Annotated in this window: 16 protein-coding genes, 3 tRNA genes and 2 pseudogenes; 8 read left to right on the top strand and 13 right to left on the bottom strand. The window is 65.6% G+C overall.

Annotated elements, in window-relative coordinates; all coding sequences use genetic code 11:
- Positions 1-9: 9 nt before the first annotated feature.
- The 5 genes from KXJ60_RS07295 to KXJ60_RS07275 all read left to right on the top strand — a co-directional run bounded on the left by KXJ60_RS07295 (position 10) and on the right by KXJ60_RS07275 (position 3,076).
- Positions 10-1,215: an O-succinylhomoserine sulfhydrylase gene (locus KXJ60_RS07295; protein WP_291125765.1), complete on the top strand. Its 1,206-nt coding sequence runs from the start codon at positions 10-12 to the stop codon at positions 1,213-1,215.
- Between the two features lies 1 nt (position 1,216).
- Positions 1,217-2,605, top strand: coding sequence for a glutamate--tRNA ligase (gene gltX / locus KXJ60_RS07290; RefSeq protein WP_291125762.1), 1,389 nt, complete (start codon positions 1,217-1,219; stop codon positions 2,603-2,605).
- Between the two features lie 78 nt (positions 2,606-2,683).
- Positions 2,684-2,759: transfer RNA gene (locus KXJ60_RS07285), tRNA-Ala, on the top strand.
- 94 nt (positions 2,760-2,853) lie between these two features.
- Positions 2,854-2,929: transfer RNA gene (locus tag KXJ60_RS07280), tRNA-Glu, on the top strand.
- A gap of 70 nt (positions 2,930-2,999) precedes the next feature.
- Positions 3,000-3,076 (top strand) — tRNA-Asp (locus KXJ60_RS07275).
- Positions 3,077-3,283: 207 nt separating this feature from the next.
- Here the strand turns inward: KXJ60_RS07275 and KXJ60_RS07270 are convergent.
- From KXJ60_RS07270 to KXJ60_RS07255, 5 genes and pseudogenes are all read right to left on the bottom strand, one after another.
- Positions 3,284-4,447, bottom strand: a complete 1,164-nt coding sequence (locus tag KXJ60_RS07270) for an ABC transporter substrate-binding protein (RefSeq protein ID WP_291125759.1) — start codon at positions 4,445-4,447, stop codon at positions 3,284-3,286.
- 53 nt (positions 4,448-4,500) lie between these two features.
- A complete protein-coding gene (locus tag KXJ60_RS07265) occupies positions 4,501-5,202 on the bottom strand; it encodes an ABC transporter ATP-binding protein (RefSeq protein ID WP_291125965.1) in 702 nt (233 codons plus the stop codon).
- A gap of 38 nt (positions 5,203-5,240) precedes the next feature.
- Positions 5,241-5,402, bottom strand: coding sequence for a hypothetical protein (locus KXJ60_RS21675; protein ID WP_366018141.1), 162 nt, complete (start codon positions 5,400-5,402; stop codon positions 5,241-5,243).
- Positions 5,403-5,516: 114 nt separating this feature from the next.
- A pseudogene (locus tag KXJ60_RS21670) lies at positions 5,517-5,978 on the bottom strand (ATP-binding cassette domain-containing protein); the annotation flags it as partial.
- Between the two features lie 162 nt (positions 5,979-6,140).
- Positions 6,141-6,629, bottom strand: a pseudogene (locus tag KXJ60_RS07255) (AMP-binding protein); the annotation flags it as partial.
- On the opposite strand from KXJ60_RS07255, the gene KXJ60_RS07250 reads away from it, so the two are divergent.
- Positions 6,622-7,413, top strand: coding sequence for a PaaX family transcriptional regulator C-terminal domain-containing protein (locus tag KXJ60_RS07250; RefSeq protein ID WP_366018114.1), 792 nt, complete (start codon positions 6,622-6,624; stop codon positions 7,411-7,413). The pseudogene KXJ60_RS07255 and the gene KXJ60_RS07250 sit on opposite strands and share 8 nt — an antisense overlap.
- A 74-nt stretch (positions 7,414-7,487) precedes the next feature.
- Here the strand turns inward: KXJ60_RS07250 and KXJ60_RS07245 are convergent, their stop codons facing one another.
- The 3 genes from KXJ60_RS07245 to KXJ60_RS07235 are packed head-to-tail and all read right to left on the bottom strand — an operon-like array spanning position 7,488 to position 10,519.
- Positions 7,488-8,399 (bottom strand): DMT family transporter, encoded by a 912-nt coding sequence (locus KXJ60_RS07245; protein WP_291125756.1) that lies wholly within the window; start codon positions 8,397-8,399, stop codon positions 7,488-7,490.
- A gap of 33 nt (positions 8,400-8,432) precedes the next feature.
- Complete coding sequence (locus tag KXJ60_RS07240) at positions 8,433-9,005, bottom strand: methylated-DNA--[protein]-cysteine S-methyltransferase (RefSeq protein WP_291125753.1); 573 nt, start codon at positions 9,003-9,005, stop codon at positions 8,433-8,435.
- On the bottom strand, positions 9,002-10,519 hold the full coding sequence (locus KXJ60_RS07235; protein ID WP_291125749.1) for an Ada metal-binding domain-containing protein: 1,518 nt from the start codon (positions 10,517-10,519) through the stop codon (positions 9,002-9,004). The genes KXJ60_RS07240 and KXJ60_RS07235 overlap by 4 nt, the downstream gene beginning before the upstream one ends.
- A 112-nt stretch (positions 10,520-10,631) precedes the next feature.
- On the opposite strand from KXJ60_RS07235, the gene KXJ60_RS07230 reads away from it, so the two are divergent.
- Positions 10,632-12,014 (top strand): phosphomannomutase/phosphoglucomutase, encoded by a 1,383-nt coding sequence (locus KXJ60_RS07230; RefSeq protein WP_291125746.1) that lies wholly within the window; start codon positions 10,632-10,634, stop codon positions 12,012-12,014.
- Between the two features lie 2 nt (positions 12,015-12,016).
- Positions 12,017-12,883 carry a glycosyltransferase family 2 protein gene (locus tag KXJ60_RS07225; protein ID WP_291125743.1) on the top strand — a complete coding sequence of 289 codons (867 nt, stop codon included), beginning with the start codon at positions 12,017-12,019 and terminating at the stop codon, positions 12,881-12,883.
- 10 nt (positions 12,884-12,893) lie between these two features.
- Here KXJ60_RS07225 and KXJ60_RS07220 read toward each other — a convergent pair whose 3' ends face one another.
- The 5 genes from KXJ60_RS07220 to KXJ60_RS07200 are packed head-to-tail and all read right to left on the bottom strand — an operon-like array spanning position 12,894 to position 18,882.
- On the bottom strand, positions 12,894-13,799 hold the full coding sequence (locus tag KXJ60_RS07220) for a hypothetical protein (RefSeq protein WP_291125740.1): 906 nt from the start codon (positions 13,797-13,799) through the stop codon (positions 12,894-12,896).
- Between the two features lie 5 nt (positions 13,800-13,804).
- Positions 13,805-14,887 carry a hypothetical protein gene (locus KXJ60_RS07215; RefSeq protein ID WP_291125737.1) on the bottom strand — a complete coding sequence of 361 codons (1,083 nt, stop codon included), beginning with the start codon at positions 14,885-14,887 and terminating at the stop codon, positions 13,805-13,807.
- Between the two features lie 4 nt (positions 14,888-14,891).
- A complete protein-coding gene (locus tag KXJ60_RS07210) occupies positions 14,892-16,142 on the bottom strand; it encodes an O-antigen ligase family protein (protein ID WP_291125735.1) in 1,251 nt (416 codons plus the stop codon).
- Entirely contained in the window at positions 16,139-18,166 is a 2,028-nt protein-coding gene (locus tag KXJ60_RS07205) for a 3-deoxy-D-manno-octulosonic acid kinase (RefSeq protein WP_291125732.1), read from the bottom strand. Before KXJ60_RS07205 ends, KXJ60_RS07210 begins: the two co-directional genes overlap by 4 nt.
- Entirely contained in the window at positions 18,142-18,882 is a 741-nt protein-coding gene (locus KXJ60_RS07200) for a glycosyltransferase (protein ID WP_291125729.1), read from the bottom strand. The genes KXJ60_RS07205 and KXJ60_RS07200 overlap by 25 nt, the downstream gene beginning before the upstream one ends.
- Between the last annotated feature and the right edge of the window lie 54 nt (positions 18,883-18,936).

Genomic DNA, 18,936 nt, shown 5'->3' with positions numbered 1-18,936 from the left:
CACCATTTCATGAGCACCAAGAAACCCGACTTGCACCGCGACACGCTGGCCGTGCGCGAAGCCGTGGCACGCAGCCCATACGGCGAAAACTCCGAAGCCCTGTACCTCACCAGTGGTTACGTGCAGCCCAGCGCCGAGGCTTCTGCGCGCCGCTTTGCGGGCGATGAAGATGGCTTTACCTACGGGCGCTATGGCAACCCCACGGTCGCCAGTTTCGAGCAGCGGCTGGCCGCGCTCGAGGGTGCCGAGGCCTGTATCTCCACGGCCTCGGGCATGTCTGCGATCCTGATGATGTGCATGGGCCTGCTCAAGGCGGGCGATCACGTGATCTGCTCGCACTCCATGTTCGGCTCCACCATCAAGCTGATCGGGACCGATCTGGCGAAGTTCGGCGTGGAGTCCACGTTCGTGGCGCAGACCGACGTGGCCGCCTGGAAGGCCGCCATCAAGCCCACGACCAGGCTGCTCTTTGCCGAGACGCCCACCAACCCGCTGACCGAGGTGTGCGACATCCGCGCGCTGGCCGACATTGCGCACGACGCGGGCGCGCTGCTGTGTGTGGACAACTGCTTTGCCACGCCAGCCCTCCAGCGCCCCATGGCGCTGGGCGCCGATATCGTCATGCATTCGGGCACCAAGTACCTCGACGGGCAAGGCCGCGTCATGGCCGGTGCGTTGTGCGCCAGCCAGGCGCTGGTGACGAAGACCTTCCTGCCGGTGCTCAAGAGCGCCGGCATGACGCTGGCGCCCTTCAACGCATGGGTGGTGCTCAAAGGCCTGGAGACGCTGGACATCCGCATGCGCGCCCAGTCGGCCAATGCGCTGGCGCTGGCGCAGTGGCTGCAAGACCATCCTGCCGTGGCTCGCGTGCATTACCCAGGGCTGGCAAGCCACCCGCAGCACGCGCTGGCCATGTCGCAGCAAACGAACAGCGGCGGTGCGGTGTTGTCTTTCGAGGTGAAGGCTTCTGACGCCGAGCAGGCGCGCTCGCGTGCGTTCCACGTGCTCGACTCGCTGCAGGTGATGTCGCTGTCGACCAACCTGGGCGACACCAAAACCCTGGTGGCACACCCCGCCAGCACTTCTCATGGCCGTCTGACCGAAGCGCAACGCCAGACGGCTGGCGTGGTGCAGGGGCTCATCCGCGTGGCGGTGGGACTTGAGCACCTGGGCGATATCCAGGCCGACCTTGACCGTGGCCTCACTTCCTTCTGACATGTCCGCACCCACCCGCACCCGCTTCGCACCGTCGCCCACCGGCTTCATTCATCTGGGCAACATCCGCTCGGCGCTGTACCCCTGGGCGTTTGCGCGCTCCACGGGCGGCGCGTTCATCCTTCGCATCGAAGACACCGATCTCGAGCGCTCATCGCAGGCTGCGGTGGACGTGATCATCGAAGGCATGAAATGGCTGGGGCTGGACCACGACGAAGGTCCGTTCTACCAAATGCAGCGCATGGACCGCTACAAGGCTGTTCTGGCCGACATGGTGGCTGCCGGACTGGTGTACCCCTGCTACATGAGCGTGGCCGAGCTTGACGCGCTGCGCGAAAAGCAGATGGCCAACAAGGAAAAACCTCGGTACGACGGCACCTGGCGGCCTGAGCCAGGCAAGACCCTGCCTGCCGTGCCCGATGGCGTCAAGCCTGTGTTGCGCTTCAAGAACCCGCAAGGCGGCGTGGTGGCCTGGGACGACAAGGTCAAGGGCCGCATCGAGATCGCCAACGACGAACTGGACGATCTGGTGATTGCCCGCCCCGACGGCACGCCCACCTACAACTTCTGTGTGGTGGTGGACGACGTCGACATGGCCATCACCCACGTGATCCGTGGTGACGACCATGTGAACAACACGCCGCGCCAGATCAACATCTTCAAGGCGCTGGGCAAAGAGCCGCCGGTGTACGCCCATCTGCCCACCGTGCTCAATGAGCAGGGCGAGAAGATGAGCAAGCGCAACGGCGCCAAGCCTGTGACGCAATACCGCGACGAAGGCTATCTGCCCGACGCCATGGTGAACTACCTTGCGCGCCTGGGCTGGAGCCACGGCGACGATGAAATCTTCAGCCGCGCGCAGTTCCTGGAATGGTTCAACCTCGACCACCTTGGCCGCAGCGCTGCGCAGTTCGACGAGGCCAAGCTGCGGTGGGTCAATGCGCAGCACCTCAAGGCCATGGCCGATGACGCGCTGGCACCGCTGGTGGCTTTGCACCTGCAGCAGCAAGGCGTTGCGACCGACGCGCGCTTGCCGCGCATCTGTGGCCTGTTCAAGGACCGCTGCGACACGACCGTGGTCCTCGCGGATTGGGCGAAAGCGTTTTATGCGGACATCACGCCCCATGAAAGCGAGCGAGCCCAGCACGTGACAGACGCCGTGCGCCCTGCGCTGCTGACGCTGGCGGAGAAGCTCGTCGCGTGCGCTTGGGACAAGGCGGGCATCTCGGCAGCGATCAAGGAAGTGCTCGCCGCGCACAGCCTCAAGATGCCGCAGCTCGCCATGCCGGTGCGCGTACTGGTGATGGGCACCGCCCAGACGCCGTCGCTGGATGCCGTGCTGGAATTGCATGATCGACAGGTTGTGATCGACCGTTTGAAGAACGCCTGAAAAAATCGCCTATAATTCGAGGCTTGCTGAAATGCACCGCGCAACGGCAGTTGCAAGGCGCAGATCAACAAACCCTGTGGGGGTATAGCTCAGCTGGGAGAGCGCTTGCATGGCATGCAAGAGGTCAGCGGTTCGATCCCGCTTACCTCCACCAAAAATTGAAGTCGCAATGAGTTTTTCATCGCGCATCGGCAGAAAAACAAGCTTTGCCGCTGCTACAATGCGAGGCTCTTTGAGTCCAAGGTTATGACCCTATCGTCTAGAGGCCTAGGACATCACCCTTTCACGGTGAGTACCGGGGTTCGAATCCCCGTAGGGTCGCCAAACAAGCTGCAAGGCAAGTAGGCAAACAAGTGGTTGGCACTTGGTTCGAAAGAACGAACGCCATCTACCAGGAGTGGTAGTTCAGTTGGTTAGAATACCGGCCTGTCACGCCGGGGGTCGCGGGTTCGAGCCCCGTCCACTCCGCCAAAATTTCGACAGAAATCAATGGGTTGCAATCTTCGGATCGCAGCCCATTTTGGTTTTTGGAATGCGAATCTGGAGCTTCGGAACAGGCGCCTTGTTCTCACCAGGCGGGGCCAGCGCGGTCATGTCGATGAAGCCTTTGCGGATGCCGCGTCCAGGTATCCGGTGTGCGAGGGCGATCTCTTTGTGCTCCTTCGCTGATATGGGGCGCTAGCGTGTGAACCTTCCGTCGCGACCCACAATGACCAGATCGACGTATCGCCCGGAACTGTGCTGCGACGGCGACATGTCCACCGCATAGCCCCCCAGGTCGACCCTGGACATGGATTCGAGGGCCTGCAGCAAGCCCTCGCGTGTCGGCTTGCTGCCTGCACGTTTCACCGCTTCCACCAGGAATTTGGCGGAGATGAATCCTTCCATCTGACTGAACGAGTATTCGCCGAGTCCTTTGGCGGCCGCCAGTGCCTGGAATTCCCGCGATACCGCGATGCTCCTGTTCCAGGGCGACGGAACCACTTGCGAGATCACGATTCCCCGTGAACGCTTGCCCAGGGCGCTCTCCAGTTGCAGGTTGCTGATGACAGACAGCATGTAGAACGTAGACCGGTGCCCCGCCTTGAGATACGCGTCGACAAAGTCGATGCTGGGCTTGCCCGCGCTGATGACGATGATCGCTTGTGGCGATGACTTCGCCACCTCTGCGACCACTGTGTCGAGCTTCGCTCCGTCGACTGCCAGTGGCACCCGCGCCACCAGAGAAATCTGGTGCACCGCCGCAGACCTTTCGACCGATGCCAGCCCTCCGATGCCAAACGGATTGTTGAGATACACCGCGGCCACCTTCGTGATACCCACCACGGCCAGTTGGCGAACCATGGCGTCGAGCTCGCTGCTGTAGCCGGCCTTGATGTTGAAGACGTAGCGGCTGAAGTTCTGGCGCAACGGGTCTGCGCCGGAAAATGGCGTGATGAAGGGCACGCCAAACGCTTCGGCAATGGGCACGGCCGCCATGGAAGGTGGGGTGCCGGCGTACTGGAACAGCGCCAGCACCTTCTCATGCTGGATCAGCGTGCGCGTGTTCTCGGCGGCCCTCTGTGGGTCGTAGGCATCGTCCAGCGCAATGACCCGGATCTTTCGACCGTGGATTCCTCCACTCGCGTTGACGCGGTCGAAGTAGAGCTGCGCACCCTGACGCACCTCGTTCGACAACGCGGCCAGGGGGCCGGTGAGCTGGCAGGATTGCCCGATCAGGATCTCGGCGTCTTGCCTGTTCGCCACGGCTTGCGCGATGGCACCGTGGCTGGAAAGACAAACCAGGAGCCCTGCGCCAAGGCGGGTGCACGCCCGCGCCAGTTTTCGCCATGTCTCCGACACCTTGTCTCCTTTCGTTGTGGCGTGGCTCCCACGAGGGCACGCGGTTCGCGCTCCTACATGCCCAGATAGGCCTGCTGTATCTGTTCGTTCCTGAGCAGCTCCGGCCCGGCCCCCGACATGACGATGCGCCCCAGTTCCATGACATAGCCTTTGTCGGCAATGGACAACGCGGCCCGCGCATTCTGTTCAACCAGCAGGATCGTGATGCCCTGGTCGCGCAACGTTTCGATCAATCGAAAAATCTCCAGAACGATCAGCGGCGCCAGACCCATGCTGGGTTCGTCCAACAGCAGCACCTTCGGCGAGGCCATCAAGGCGCGCGCCATGGCCAGCATCTGCTGCTGACCTCCCGACAAGGTGCTCGCAGGCAGGTGCCGCTTTTCAAGCAGGATCGGGAACCGCTCGTACGTGGCGGAAAGGCTTGGGGCGATCTCGCTTCCGGGACGCGTGAAGGCGCCCAGCACGAGGTTGTCCTCCACGCTCATGGGGCCGAAAACCTGCCGTCCTTCGGGAACCTGGCTGATGCCCGCGCGCACCCTGCGGCTTGCCACGAGACCATTGATGTCTTGCTCTCCGAACCGCACGCTGCCCCCGCTGACCGGTTGAACACCCGAGATGGCGCGAAGCAGCGTGGTTTTCCCCGCGCCGTTGGCACCGACCAGCGCGACCAGCTGGCCGCGCTCGACGCGGATGTCCACGCCATGCAATGCTTGAATCCGACCGTAGTGACTGGTCAGGCCATGGGTGGAGAGCAATGCCTCTGGCGTGGTGCCTGGGACGGCGGCGGGTGCAGTCATGCGGCCTCCTGGTGGCCAAGCGCGGTACCTGCCTCGGACACTCCGTCAGCGCCAAGGTAGGCGGCGATGACCTGTTCGTTGGCGCGAATGGCCGTCGGCGTGCCTTGCGCTATCTTCCTGCCGTGGTCCAGCACGGTGATCGTGTCGGAGACGCCCATCACCAGCGGCATGTCGTGCTCCACCAGAACCACCGTCAGGCCTTCGGCGGCGAGCTGGCGGATCAGCTTGCCGATGCTGGCCGTCTCGGTGGGGTTGAGACCGGCGGCCGGCTCGTCCATCAGCAGCAAGCTCGGGCGCGTCATCAATGCGCGGGCGATTTCCAGCCGTTTCAAGGCACCGTAGGGCATCTCTCCGGCCTCGGCCTTCGCGCAGGACGACAAGCCCACCCGTTCCATGGCCTTCAGGGCGTCGGCCCGGCAAACGCGGTCCTCTCGCCGGAGCCTGGGCAGTGACAGAAGCCCTGCGATCAACCCGCTGTTCTGGCGCAAGTGCGCTCCCACCATGACGTTGTCCAGCGCGCTCATGTTCATGCAGATCTGCAGGTTCTGAAACGTTCGCGCCATGCCCAGTGCAGGGAGTTCCATCGGCGCTTTGGCGGTGATGTCCCGTGTGTTGAGAAGCACCCTGCCGAATGTCGGTGTGTACATCCCGGTGATCAGATTGATCAGCGTGGTCTTGCCCGCGCCGTTCGGACCGATGATGGCGTGCACGGTTCCCTCCAGGACGGCAAAGCTCACGTCCTGCACCGCGCGCAACCCGCCGAAGGTCTTTGTCAGCGACTGGACTTCGAGCGAATTCACGACGCGCTCCGGCGCAACCTGGCGCGCAACGTCGGCACCACCCCTTTGGGCAAAAAAATCATGCACAGCATGAGCACGGCGCCAAAGGCCAAGGGTTTCGATTTCGCGGCGCATCGCCTCGGTCCACGGCTCTGCACCGAAGATGCCCACCTCCAGGGACGTCTCGCGTGGGTCGATGCCCTGTCGGACAAACTCCTCGATGATCACCTGCATGTAGGAAGGCGTCACCATGATCAGGCGCGGCTTGAAGTCCTGGATCAGTTGCACCTGTTTTTCCGTTTGCCCACCGGACATCGGAATGACCGTGCAACCCAGCCGCTCGGCGCCGTAGTGCGCACCCAGCCCGCCGGTGAACAACCCATAGCCGTAGGCGACATGCATCGTGTCGCCGGCGCGGCCGCCCGCGGCACGGATCGACCTCGCGACAAGATGGGCCCATTGGTCGATGTCCCTTTGGGTGTAGCCCACCACAGTGGGTTTTCCTGTCGTGCCCGAAGAAGCGTGGACGCGCGACACCCGATCCTTGGGCACGGCGAACATCCCGAAGGGGTAGTTGTCGCGCAAGTCCTTCTTGGTCGTGAAGGGAAGCCTCATCGCGTTGGCTGAGCTGTTCGGGCTTTCGTCAAGAGGGGTGCGCACCAGCGCCTTTCGGCTTGCCGCCGATGACTGGCTCGATGTGGAGCGGGTGGGCCGCCGCAGCTACTACGGCCTTTCTGACGTCGGTCTGCTGCGCGTTCAGCACGCAGACCGACGGATCTACGAGTTCAACCATCCGCAGTGGGATGGCCGATGGACCCTGGCTGTCCTGGTGGGCTCCATGCGCGCGAGCAAGCGCCTGGATCTCAAGCGCGAGCTGCTGTGGGAGAGCTTCGGGCAGCTTGCGCCCAATGTGTTCGCGCATCCCCACGCCGATCACACCTCCCTTCGTGAAATCCTGAAGGCGGCCAACGCCGAGGAAACGGTGGCGGTCCTCAGTGCCGAGAGCCTTGACGCCTACGCGCGCAGGCCCTTGCAGGTCATCATGAAAGAGACCTTCAAACTGGAACACGTGGAGCGGTCCTGGAAACAGTTCATCGCCAGGTTCTCGCCGGTCTTGTCGATCTATCGCAGCCTCGCGCCCGTTGAGTCGTTTTTTGTGCGCACGCTGCTGATCCACGAATACCGCCGAGTGCTCCTGAGAGATCCCAATCTGCCCGAGGCCCTGCTGCCGGTGAACTGGCCCGGCTTGCACGCTCGGCACCTGTGCGGCGAGCTCTACGGGGTGCTGCTTGCCCCGAGTGAACTGTTTCTCCAGTCGCACGTGGAAACGGCTGACGGCGCCCTGGTGAAGACGCCGCGCGCCATCACGCGGCGCTTGTCGACAAGGTGAGCTGGCATCGCGCCGGGTGTGGAGGGGGCTTCACCCGCTGGTATGCGCAAGGCCTGCGCACGTCGAATCTGCGCTCAGGTCGCGCGCTCCAGCCAGCGCAGGCGCAACAGGCCGGTGGAGAGCGCTGTGCCGCAGACGATCACCACGCCGCAGCCAATCATCCATGGCGTGATGACTTCGCCAAGAAACACCGAGCCATACACGAGCGCAAACACCGGTACGAGGAAGGTCACGGTGAGGGCGCGGCTGGGGCCGGCTTTTTCGATGATGTGGAAAAAGAGGATGTACGCGATGGCGGTGCACAGCAGCGCAACAGCTGCCACGGCGCCCCACGCCGTGGCGCTCACGGGCTGGCTCGGCCAGAGAACGATGGTCGGGATCGCCAGACCCAGCGCGGCGCCGATCTGGCTGCCGGTGGCGGTGGCCAATGGGTGTGCGCCTGTGAGATAGCGCTTGGTGAAGCTGGCGGCAATCCCGTAGCACAGGGTGGCGAGCAGGCAGGCACCCATGGCCAGCAGGGTGCTCGCGGTGGAGCTGCCGCTGGCCACGCCCATGGCGCTGAAGCCCGATTTGCCGATCACCAGCAGGGTGACACCGGCGAACCCGATGGCCAGACCCAGCATGCGCGATCCACCGGGACGGTCTTTGAGCCAAAGCCAGGCCACCAGGGCGCCGGACAGTGGCACGGTTGCATTCAGGATGGAGCTGAGTCCCGTGGTTATGTGCAACACGGCATACGCGAACAACGCGAAGGGAATGCCCGAGTTGAGCAGGCCCACAAACAGGATCGGTCTCGCACGCGCACGGAAATCGGCCCACACCCCGTTGACCAGAAACACCGGCAGCAGGAACAGCGACGCCAGCGCCACGCGCATGCCGGCCGTGGGCAACGCGCCGAACTCGGCCGCGCCCAGGCGGGTGAACAAGAAAGAGGCACCCCACAGAGAGGCCAGCAGCAGAAATTCCAGGGCGAGAACGGGATTCATGGCGTCAAAGTATGCATGGGGGTCTCGCGTGTTTCAGCGCGCCATTGATGCCGGTTGCGCGTGGGATTGATGAGCGCCTGTCCACAATGGCTCGGGCGCACGGTTCGATGGCAGCGGGACACCTTCCAGTGCGAGCAGGGCGGTCTTGCGCTCGAGCCCACCAGCGTACCCGGTGAGCGAGCCATCGGCCCCGAGCACGCGGTGGCAGGGCACGATGACGCTGATGGGATTGCGCCCCACCGCCGCGCCCAGTGCGCGCACCGCGGCCGGCTTGCCGATGGCGGCGCTCAACAGGCCATAGCTCGTGGTGGTGCCGTGCGCGATGCCCAGCAGCGCCCGCCACACCTGTTGCTGGAATGGCGTGCCGGCGGTGAGATCCAGCGGCAGTTCAAAACGCGATCGACGACCGGCAAAGTAGTTGGCGAGCTGGTCGATGGTGTGCTGGAACACCGGTGGCGCCGGGTCGTGCCGCCAGCCTGACGTGTCAGGCCCATGGCGCTGGCCGTCAAACCAGACGCCGCTCAAGCCGCGCGGGGTGGCCGCCAGCGTCATGGGGCCCAGGGGCCCGGGCCAGGTGGTGAAAACCGTGAGGGGATCGTGTTTCATGAGGGGCTTTCAGAAGGTGGGTTGACGCGGCCTGCCGCCCAGGCACGCACCACGGCGTAGCTGCGCCAGGGCTTCCACGCCTGCGACAGGGCCTCGGCTTCCCGGACGGGGTGTTTGACGGCCTGTATGGCCATGGCCTTGTGCAGCGCGACGTCTCCCGCCGGGAAGGCGTCGGGCCAACGCAGGGCGCGCATGGCGATGTACTGCGCGGTCCAGTCGCCAATGCCGGGCAGCGCCTTGAGGGCGGCGATGGTCGACGGCACATCGGCGCTGCCGTTGAGCACGAGGCCTTGTTCGGCGACCGCGCGCGCCAGCGCCACGATGGCGGCCTGGCGCTGCCGCACGATCCCGAGTTGCCCGAGCGCATCGCCTTCGGCCTGCGCCAGGGCTTGCGGGGTGGGGAACAGCCGCGTGAGGCGGTCGAAAGGCGTCTCGATGGGTTCACCGAAGCGGTCGACCACGCGCTGTGCCAGCGTGCGGGCGGCGGCCACCGTGATCTGCTGCCCGAGCACCGCCCGCACCGCAAGTTCAAAGCCATCGAGCGCTCCGGGCACCCGCAAACCGTCGCCCTGCGGGAACGCGCCATGCAGCACGGCATTGATGGCCGCCGGGTCGGCGTCCAGGTCGAGCGCTGCGCGCAGGCGGTGGATCACCTGGGGCAGCGCGGTGCGCAGCGCGTCGCTCACGCGCAGCACCACCTGGCAGCGGGACTCGTCGAACTCGGCAAGCCACCAGCCCTGCAAAACATGCCCGCCCACAGGCATGCGCAAGGTCTGGCCCAGCCGCGCATGGGGCGCGTCCACAAACGAAAGGCCTTGCAGTTGCCGCTGTTCAAAGAAAACCAGGGTGGCCGTCAGGTCGTAGGGCGGGCGGTAGCCCAGCCGAACGGCGGTGCCCTGGCCAGGGTCGGGCGTGCCTGTGGCGCTCTGGCGCCGCAGTTGGGTCGGGTTCAGCCGGTAGTGCTCGACAAAGGCGGCGTTGAAGCGGCGCACGCTCGCAAAGCCGCTGGCCAGCGCAATCTGGCCGATGGGCAGGTCGGTGTCGGCCAGCAACTGTTTGGCGGTCAGGAGCTTTCGCGTGAGCAGGTATTGCAGGGGCGAGACACCCAGGCCCTCTTCAAACACGCGCCGCAGGTGCCGGTCGCTCACGCCCAGGCGCTGCGCCAGCCGTTCGCCCAGCGATGAGGTCTCGTCCAGCCAGTGTTGAGGGTCGTCCATCCACAAGGTGGCTTGCTGCAGCAGGATGGCGGTGGCGTCGGTGCTCGACCAGTGCCGCTCCAGCGGTGCGAGTTCGGGTCGGCAGCGCAGGCAGGGGCGGAAACCCGCGTGTTCGGCCTGCGTGGCGTGAGCGAAGAAACGGCAGTTTTCGCGCCGGGGCGTGCGCACGCGACACACGGGGCGGCAGTAGATGCCGGTGGATGTGACGGCCGTGAAAAAGCGCCCATCGAAGCGCGCGTCGTGCGAGCACAGGGCGCGGTAGCAGGCGTCGTCGTCCAGGGGCTCGGGTGCGGTCATGGACCCATGGTAGGCGCAGATCCCGCTCAAGACTGGTCGTTTCCGGACATCTTCCTCAAGTTGCGCGAAATGCCCGCTCCTACAATGCAACCTTTCGTCTCAAGGAACACCCATGCAAGTTGCTGCGTCCATCTTCAAGGCCTATGACATCCGGGGCGTGACCCCCACCGCGTTGAACGAGGGCGTGGCCGAAGCGCTGGGCCTGGCCTTCGGCACGCAGGCCATGAAGCTGGGCGAAAAAACCGTGGCAGTGGGCCGCGACGGGCGCTTGAGCGGCCCCGGTTTGTCGGCCGCGCTGATCCGCGGTCTTGTGGCGGCCGGCGTCGACGTGATCGACATCGGCCTGGCGACCACGCCCATGCTGTATTTCGCGGCGAGCACCTTGTGCACCAGTGGCATCCAGGTCACGGGCAGCCACAACCCGAAGGACTACAACGGTTTCAAGATGGTGCTCGCGGGCCGGGCCATTTATGGCGAAGACATCCAGGCCTTGCGCAAGACCATGGAAGCCGAAACGCACCAGCGCGCCGATGGTGGCCGCGTGCGCCTGATCAATGTGTCGGCTGCCTACAAGGACCGCATCGTCTCTGACGCCAGGCTCGCGCGCCCCATGAAGGTGGTGGTGGACTGCGGCAACGGCGTGGCGGGCGCATCTGCGCCGGCCATCTTCCGTGCCCTCGGCTGCGAGGTGATCGAACTCTTCAGCGAGGTGGACGGCAACTTCCCGAACCACCACCCGGACCCGAGCAAGCCTGAGAACCTGCAGGACGTGATCCGCACGCTGCAAGAGACCGATGCCGAACTGGGTCTGGCCTTTGATGGCGACGGCGACCGCCTGGGCATCGTCACCAAGGATGGCCAGACCATCTACCCCGACCGCCAGATGATTCTGTTCTCGCAGGACGTGCTCTCGCGCGTGCCGGGCGGCGACATCGTGTTCGACGTGAAGTGCTCGCAGCGCCTGGCCCCGGCCATTGAAGCCGCCGGCGGCGTCGCCCACATCTACAAGACGGGGCATTCGCTCATCAAGGCGCGCATGAAGGAGCTCAACAGCCCGCTGGGCGGCGAGATGAGCGGACACATCTTCTTCAAGGAGCGCTGGTACGGCTTCGACGACGGCACCTACGCCGGCGCGCGCCTGCTGGAGATCCTCAGCCGCAGCCCGGACGCCAGCGCCGTGCTCAATGCGCTGCCCACCAGCTTTAGCACCCCCGAACTCAACGTGGCCTGCGCCGAAGGCGAACCGCATGCGGTGGTCGACAAGCTGGTGGCCATGGCGAAGTTCGATGCGCCGGCCAAGCTCTCCACCATCGACGGTGTGCGCGTGGACTGGCCCGACGGCTTCGGCCTGATCCGCGCGTCCAACACCACACCGGTGCTCGTGCTGCGTTTCGAAGGCCAGACCACCGAAGCCTTGCACCGCATCGAGGCCACCATGCTGGCCTTGCTCAAACAAGCCAAGCCCGACGCGGTGGTGGGCGCCAGCGCGCACTGACCATGAGCGCTCAGGACCTGCTCGATCAGGTCACGGTCGTGGTGGTCACGTACCACAGCGCGCACTGCTTGCCCGCGCTCGATGCGCTGCTGGCGCATTGCCCGCATGTGGTGATCTCGGACAACGGCAGCACCGACGGCACACCCGATCAGGCGGGGGCGCGCTGGCCGCACGCGCGCGTGCTCGAGCATGGGCGCAACCTCGGTTTTGGAGCGGCCAACAACCGCGCGCTGGCCGACACGCGAACGCCATTCGCCTTCCTGCTCAACCCCGATTGCGAAGTCACGCCCGATGGTCTGCGCGAGCTGGTGCGGGCCGCGAACGACATGCCCGAAGCCGCGCTGGTGGCGCCCCAGCTGCAGAGCGCGCCCGGGCAGGCCGACGTGAATTACCGCTGGCCCAAGGTCGTGTGGCGCTCGCGCGGCGCGGGTGCCGACGGCCCGGCGTGCGTGGGGTTCGTGGTGGGCGCGGCCATGCTGTTCCGGCTCGCGCGCTTTGAGGGCGTGGGCTTTTTCGACGAGCGCTTCTTCCTCTATTACGAAGACGACGATTTGTGCCTGCGACTGTTTCATGCGCAGCGGCCCATCGTGGTCTGGCCATCGGTGGCCGCCGTGCACCGCTCGCGCGGGTCGGTCAAGGGCAAGCGGCCGTGGAAGAGCGAGTACCTGCGCGGCTACCACCACGCGCAATCCAAGCTGATCTACGCCGCCAAGCACCGTTCGGTGGCCGCTGCGCAGGGCCTGCGCTGGAGCGTGCTGCTCGGCACGACACTGGTCTTGCCCCTGCGCGTGATCGCGTTCTCGCCCAAGCTGGTGGCCCGCATGGCGGGGCGGTGGATGGGCTTGGTGCGCTGGAGGTTGCGTGACTGAGGCCTGAGACTCAAACGGCGTTCCAGAGTCTGAGCCAGATTTTTTCAAGACGTCGGGCCACCGCGCCCTTCATGCGATGCGCTTCAAGCACGTCGTGCAACGGCCCCGCTGAACGGATGTCGGTGGGAGCTGCAAGCCCAGGCCGTTGCGCAAACCAGGCGATGAGCTCGGGTTCAGCCCAGTCGTGATCGTCCATGTGTACCCGGCCCCACTTCTTGGCCCTGCGGTAAATGTCCTTGCCCGCATACAAACGCGCCAGATTGCGCGCCTTGTTCTTGTAGCGGGGCTTGTTCAGGTTCTGGTGCGAAAAGCGTTCGAGCTTTTGCTCGATCAAAGCCATGCCACCCAGATAGCTGAAGTGCCATCCCGCGTCTGCCACCGTTACGACACGAATGCCCTGGCGGAGCGCTTTGCTGTTGCGAATGTCTTCCGCCGGGTGCGCCAGCGCATAACTGCCCGTGACAGCCACCGCCTTTCGCCAGAATGGGTCTGACACCATGAGGTAGTCGCGGTAGAAGTACAGCATCAGCTGCTCGAACACCTGCACGCTGCCTTCCTCAACGCGTGTGATCTTGTGGGGTCGAAGAATCTCGTCGACGTCGGCAATGATCACGACATCGTCGGGGGATGCATCGGCGAAGCCACGCCGCAGGGCGTTGCGCTGGAACCGTTCGCGGTCCCACGGGGACTCACACGCGGAAAATTCTTCAGACTGAAGTTGCACGTACCGGATCTTTGGCATGGCCCAGGCGAAGCGCTCGGCGTCGAAAGCGAACGGTTTGCTCGCACCCGAAAAAGTGACGTTGGCCTCCACGATGACGAACCAGTCCACCGCATTCCAGTGCGTGCGCAGCCGCAGTTCCAGACAGTCCTCTCCGTCGTAGGTGAAGCAGTCGTAGACGCGAGGTTTGCTCATGGCGTTCATGGCTTGGATGGGTGTCGCTGGCCCAGCCGCATGCTCAGCTTGAGCCGGTAGTAGGGCAGGCGGTCGCGCCAGCGCAGGTTCAGTTCGGGGCGGGCCAGGTGGCGGTTGCGCAGGGCGGGCTGGATCAGGTGCTGGTCAAACAGGCCCATGACCTTGTGGGGGTTGTAGCGCGACGAGTAGCGGTCCCAGGACTGCTGCTTGAGCGCATCGGGGTCGAGCCGCTCGATGATCTCGACCAGCGATGGTGCATCGGTGTAGTAGAAGCCGCTGTCGCCCAGCACGTCGATATGGTGGCGGTGCTTGCTGCCCGCGTAGGTGATCACGGGCTTGTTGCGAATGGAAAACTCGCCGCAGGCCAGGCCGAATGACTCGCCTTGCAGGCGCGCGTGCAGCATGGCGTCGCAGGTGTTGATGAAGCGCGTCTTGTAGACCATGTCGGTGCTGCCGGGCAGGAACAGCGCGCGCGGGTGGTCCACAAAGCTTTCGATATTGAGGAACGCAAACCATGTGTCGGTGGTGCGCGTCAGCACCTCGCGCACCGCCAGCCTGGCGGCGGGCACATCGAAACTTTGCGCCCCGCCGTGGCAGCCCAGCACTTTGGCCTGCGGCGGAATCTGCAGCTCGGCGCGCAGGTCACCGTCGACCTCGGGCAGCGCGACGATGTGGGGCACGCTCGGAATCCTGTCGTTGGCGCAGTGGCGGCTGAGCCACTCGGAGATGAAGGCGTAGGACGCGCCGTGTGCCTGCGCGGGGTGGGTGGGGAACACCGCATGCACCATGGTGGGCACCGTGCGCGACCACACGCCGTCGTTCTTGCCGGCCTTGATCGCGTACATCAGGTCGGCCTTGTGCTGTGCGAGCAGCGCGTCGCGCTCTTCGGCGGTGCGGTAGGCCACCACTGGAAAACGCGCACCGAATTTGGCGAGCGCCGCCGCATCGTTGTGCGCGCTGTTGGCGTTGTAGAAGATGACGCTGCGGTGTTGCAGCACGTCTTCGCTGTGCAGCGCGTAGTCGTACAGCGCGACTTCGGTGCCGCGGATCGACAGCTGGTTGGAGTGGAACGCGATGGTCTTCTTCATGCGATCACACCGGTTGGTGGCTCGGTTGCAAAGCGTCGCGCGATCGCGCGGGAACCGCCGCCATGAGCAGCACCGACAACAAGATGAAGAAGTGGTTTTCGGTCGAGAGCCAGAACGAGCTGTGCGTCATGTTCGAGGCCACCAGCACCGCCAGAAAGCCCAGCATGAGTGCCCGCCGGGGCGCGGGCTCGCGCCAAGCCTGGCGGGCGATCGCCGCCAGCAACCACAGAAACAGCAGCAGACCGACCAGACCCTGCTCGAACAGGAAAAACACGAACTGGTTGTGAGGATGCACGCACACCACCGAGCACCAGGCCGGGTCGGTGAAATGCCGGGGAGAGAGCACGGGGTAGGCGGCGGTGCCGTGGCCCAGCAGCGGCTTTTCCAGCGCCTGGGTGAGCGCGAAGCGGGTCATTTCCACCCGTGCACCGGCAGAGGTCACGGGCGCTGCCAGGCTGCTGGTTTGCGCTTCCTGCCAGGCTTGCAGCGTGCGCACGCGCAGCTGGGTGGACGCGGTGAACACGGCGGCAATGACGGCAACCACCGCGACCACGGCCATGGCCAGGCGCACAGGGCGCTGCGCGGTGGCGACGAGCACAAACACGGCCAGCGAGAGCATCAGGGCCAGGTAGCCGGTGCGCCCTGCGGAGAGGAACAACACGCTGCACGCGGCCAGGCCTGCCACGCACACCGCCACCAGGGCCAGGGAGCGCCGGGGCGCGCCCAGTGCATGGTGCAAGGCCATCAGCGTGAAGAACGACACCATGATCCCCTGCGAGATGTAGTCCTTGAACACGGTGTGGTCCTGGCCGAAGCCCTGGTTGTGGGTGCGCGTCCAGGGGAAGTCGAACCACACGTTCAGCCAGGTGACGGTGACCGTGAACAGCATGGCCAGCGCAAACGCCTGCCAGCAGCGCAGGCGTGTGGTGGCGTCGTGCAGCAGGCCGATGAAGATGGGCACCATCAGGAATTTGCTGTACTTCTGCAGCGCAGCGCCGATCTGCGTGCCGTCGGCGGGCGACCACAGGGTGGCCAGCACGATCCAGGCGAACAGCGCCAGCGCGGGCGGCACCAGCGGGTTGGCCAGCGCCTGGCGGACGTCGCGCAACGAGGTGCCCCAGATGCAGCCCAGCAGCCAGAACACCAGCGTGAGCAGCAGGCCCACGTTGGCCAGGGCCACCGACACAGGAAAGGCGAAGAACACCAGGACGATGGAGGCCTTGGCGCCGAGTTGAACAACGGTGGACGGGTTCATGGGCTTGCAGGGTGGTGTCGATAGCCCGCCACCAGATGCGGCCAGTCGGCATCGGTCCAGTGGTAGGGGCTGACGCGGGTGGCTTCCTTGCGCAGCGAGCGCAGCAGCCGCTCCAGGTTGAGGGGTTTCCAGTCGTCGCCGGGGCGCACGCCGCATTTGTCGAAGTCCACCACCCAGGCGCGGCCGGTGTCGTCGAGCAGCAGGTTGTGGGCGTTGAGGTCCGAATGAAAAACCTGCCGCTCGTGCAGCTGGCGAATGGCCTGGCCCAGGGCGTGCCACTCGGTGGGTGTGAGGGCCTGGCGCTGAAGGCGCTGCACCACGTTTTCGCTGCCCGGGATCAGGCCGACCAGGATGTCGGCTTCGTAGAACAGCCCGCGAGGCCAGTGGCTGGCGGCCACAGGCTCTGGCACCGGCAGTTGCCAGGAGCGCATCAGCCGCAGCAGGGCGAACTCGCGCATGGCGCGGCTGTCGTGCGGTGCGGCGCGCCAGAAGCGGTCTTCACTCAAACGCGCCATGAGACCGCCGCGCCGGTAGTGGCGCAGCACGTGGCCGCGCCCTTCGTTTTGCACGAGCAGCGCCTGACCGCGCCCGCTGCCGGTGGCCAGCGCGGTGCCTTCGGTGTGGGCGAAGGGGTCAAAGGTGTGGCGGGTCACTTGGGCAAGCTGTGCCGGGTCGTGCCAGCAGGTGCGGTGGGCCACGGTCGATGCGTGCACGCGCGAGATGTCCTGTGGCCGGGCGGGTGCCCACAGGGGCTGCACCACGGCCAGCGTGCGCGCCGCAGCGCCCTGGTGTCGGGCGATGAGCGCGCGCGCGGCGTCTGCGCGGCGCTGCCATACCTCTGGTTGCATCAACCAGCGCTGCACGGCCGCTGCGAGTTCGCGGGGGCTGTGGACGCACTCGCCCGCGCCGGTCTGGACAATTTCTTCAAACAGCGAGGCAGCGTTGTGCGTGTGAGGGCCGAACAGCACCGGCTGGCCGACCGACATGGGTTCGAGCGGGTTGTGGCCACCCACCGGTGCGAGAGTGCCGCCCACAAAGCACACGGACGCGTGCCGGTACCAGTGCATGAGCTCGCCCATGGCGTCGACCAGCAGCACTTGCGTGCGCGGTTCCACCGCATGCCCGCGGCTGCGGCGCACGTGCACGAGGCGGCTGTGCTGCAGTTGCGCGGCGACCTCGTCAAAGCGCTGGGGATGGCGCGGCACCAGCACCAGCAGCCAGCTCGGGTTCACCGGGGCCAGCTCGGCCCACACCGCGAGCCAGGCGGTTTCGTCGCCTTCATGCGAGCTGCCCACCACCACCAGGGTGCGCGCCAGCAACTCGGGCGCCAGCGCCATGTGACCGGCCGGCACGGCGACATCGAACTTCAGGTTGCCCGTGTCGTGCATCTGCGAGGCGGGCACACCCAGCTGTCGGAAGTGGGTGGCGCTGGGCGTGTCGGCCGCAGCCACCGTGAGCTGGGCCCACACCGGCCGCATCAGGCCCGACAAACGCTGGTAGGTGCGCGCCGAGCGCTCCGACAGCCGCGCATTGACGAGCGCCACGGGCACGGCCCTGGCGCGGCACTGGTGCAGCCACTCGGGCCACAGCTCGCGCTCCACCAGAATGAGCAACCGGGGCTGCAGCCGGTTCAGGAAGCGGGTGACGGCGCCGGGTGTGTCCAGCGGTGCGTACACATGGCGGATCTGGTCGCCCCAGTGGGTGCGCAGCGCCTGCGCGCCGGTGGGGGTCTGGGTGCTGACGACCACCGCGTGCGCCGGCCACTGGTCCAACAGCGCGTGCAGCAGAGGCTGCATGGCCTGCACCTCGCCGACCGACGCGGCGTGGAGCCAGATGCAGCCCAGCTGGTCGGGGTCGACAGGGATGAAGCCCAGGCGGTGCTGCAGGTTCTGCCGGTAGCCGGGCTCACGCCGGCCGCGCCACCACAACCAGCCCAGCAGGGGCGCGGCCAGTGCCCGGCTGAGCAGGCGGTACGCCCGGTGGGGCAGTGAAACCGCGCTCAGCGCCAATGGTCGGCGACCCATTGCGCTGGCAGCACGCGCCGGTACCACTTGCCGCTCACGCCGGCGATCACGTCGGGCGGGTTGGGCTTGCCGTGGAACACGATGATCTTGGCACCGGGCGGAATGGTGGGCGGCGAGAACCAGCCCATGAGGCCGCGTCGCATGCAGTGGCGCTTGAAGCTGCGGCACCAGGCGTCAGGCCAGTAACTGACCTTGCCCTGCCGGTTGAGGAAGCCGGTGATGTATTCCTGCTCGTTGCGCACGTCGGCGATCGACTCGGGATAGCCGTTCTTGAGGTGCTCCAGCGCATCGGTGTGGGCGCCGATGGTGTAGAGGTAGCACGAGGTGTTGCCCGTGCCGTCCTTCTTGTCCCATTCCTTGATGACGATGAACTCGCCGGGCTGGTCGAAGAACTCGTCCAGGCTGTCGACGATGACGATGTCCAGGTCGAGGAACAGCGTCTGGCCGGTGAGGTCGTAGAGCGGGGCGGTGAAGCTGGTGAGCTTGAGCCAGCCATGGCCAAAGCTCCAGGGCTTGCGCTGGTCGAATTCGTCGAACCCGACGGCGGGAATGGGCTTGACTTCGATGCCGGGGTGGATGCCTGCGCCGTCGTCGGTCAGACAGACAAAACGGAACGGACGATGCAGGTGCCGCGACACCATGCTGTGAAGTTTGTTGACGTAGTCGGGGCCGTATTTCTTGCCCCACTTGATGCACAACACGTTGACGGTTTGCACGTCTGCCCCTCCTGGGAGTGCTGGTTGGAAGAATGCGTCCGCCCTGGTGCCGAC

This window comes from Hydrogenophaga sp., assembly GCF_019264445.1.
GTDB lineage: Bacteria > Pseudomonadota > Gammaproteobacteria > Burkholderiales > Burkholderiaceae_C > Hydrogenophaga.
This window is presented reverse-complemented; position numbering and strand designations above follow the sequence as displayed.

Excerpts from the sequence above, each read along its gene's own strand:
- gltX (WP_291125762.1), top strand. The coding sequence starts at position 1,217 with ATGTCCGCACCCACCCGCACCCGCTTCGCACCGTCGCCCACCGGCTTC.
- KXJ60_RS07210 (WP_291125735.1), bottom strand. The coding sequence starts at position 16,142 with ATGAACCCGTCCACCGTTGTTCAACTCGGCGCCAAGGCCTCCATCGTC.
- KXJ60_RS07240 (WP_291125753.1), bottom strand. The coding sequence starts at position 9,005 with ATGAAACACGATCCCCTCACGGTTTTCACCACCTGGCCCGGGCCCCTG.
- KXJ60_RS07230 (WP_291125746.1), top strand. The coding sequence starts at position 10,632 with ATGCAAGTTGCTGCGTCCATCTTCAAGGCCTATGACATCCGGGGCGTG.
- KXJ60_RS07205 (WP_291125732.1), bottom strand. The coding sequence starts at position 18,166 with ATGGGTCGCCGACCATTGGCGCTGAGCGCGGTTTCACTGCCCCACCGG.
- KXJ60_RS07220 (WP_291125740.1), bottom strand. The coding sequence starts at position 13,799 with ATGAGCAAACCTCGCGTCTACGACTGCTTCACCTACGACGGAGAGGAC.
- KXJ60_RS07225 (WP_291125743.1), top strand. The coding sequence starts at position 12,017 with ATGAGCGCTCAGGACCTGCTCGATCAGGTCACGGTCGTGGTGGTCACG.
- KXJ60_RS07245 (WP_291125756.1), bottom strand. The coding sequence starts at position 8,399 with ATGAATCCCGTTCTCGCCCTGGAATTTCTGCTGCTGGCCTCTCTGTGG.
- KXJ60_RS21675 (WP_366018141.1), bottom strand. The coding sequence starts at position 5,402 with ATGGGCGTCTCCGACACGATCACCGTGCTGGACCACGGCAGGAAGATA.
- KXJ60_RS07215 (WP_291125737.1), bottom strand. The coding sequence starts at position 14,887 with ATGAAGAAGACCATCGCGTTCCACTCCAACCAGCTGTCGATCCGCGGC.
- KXJ60_RS07235 (WP_291125749.1), bottom strand. The coding sequence starts at position 10,519 with ATGACCGCACCCGAGCCCCTGGACGACGACGCCTGCTACCGCGCCCTG.
- KXJ60_RS07295 (WP_291125765.1), top strand. The coding sequence starts at position 10 with ATGAGCACCAAGAAACCCGACTTGCACCGCGACACGCTGGCCGTGCGC.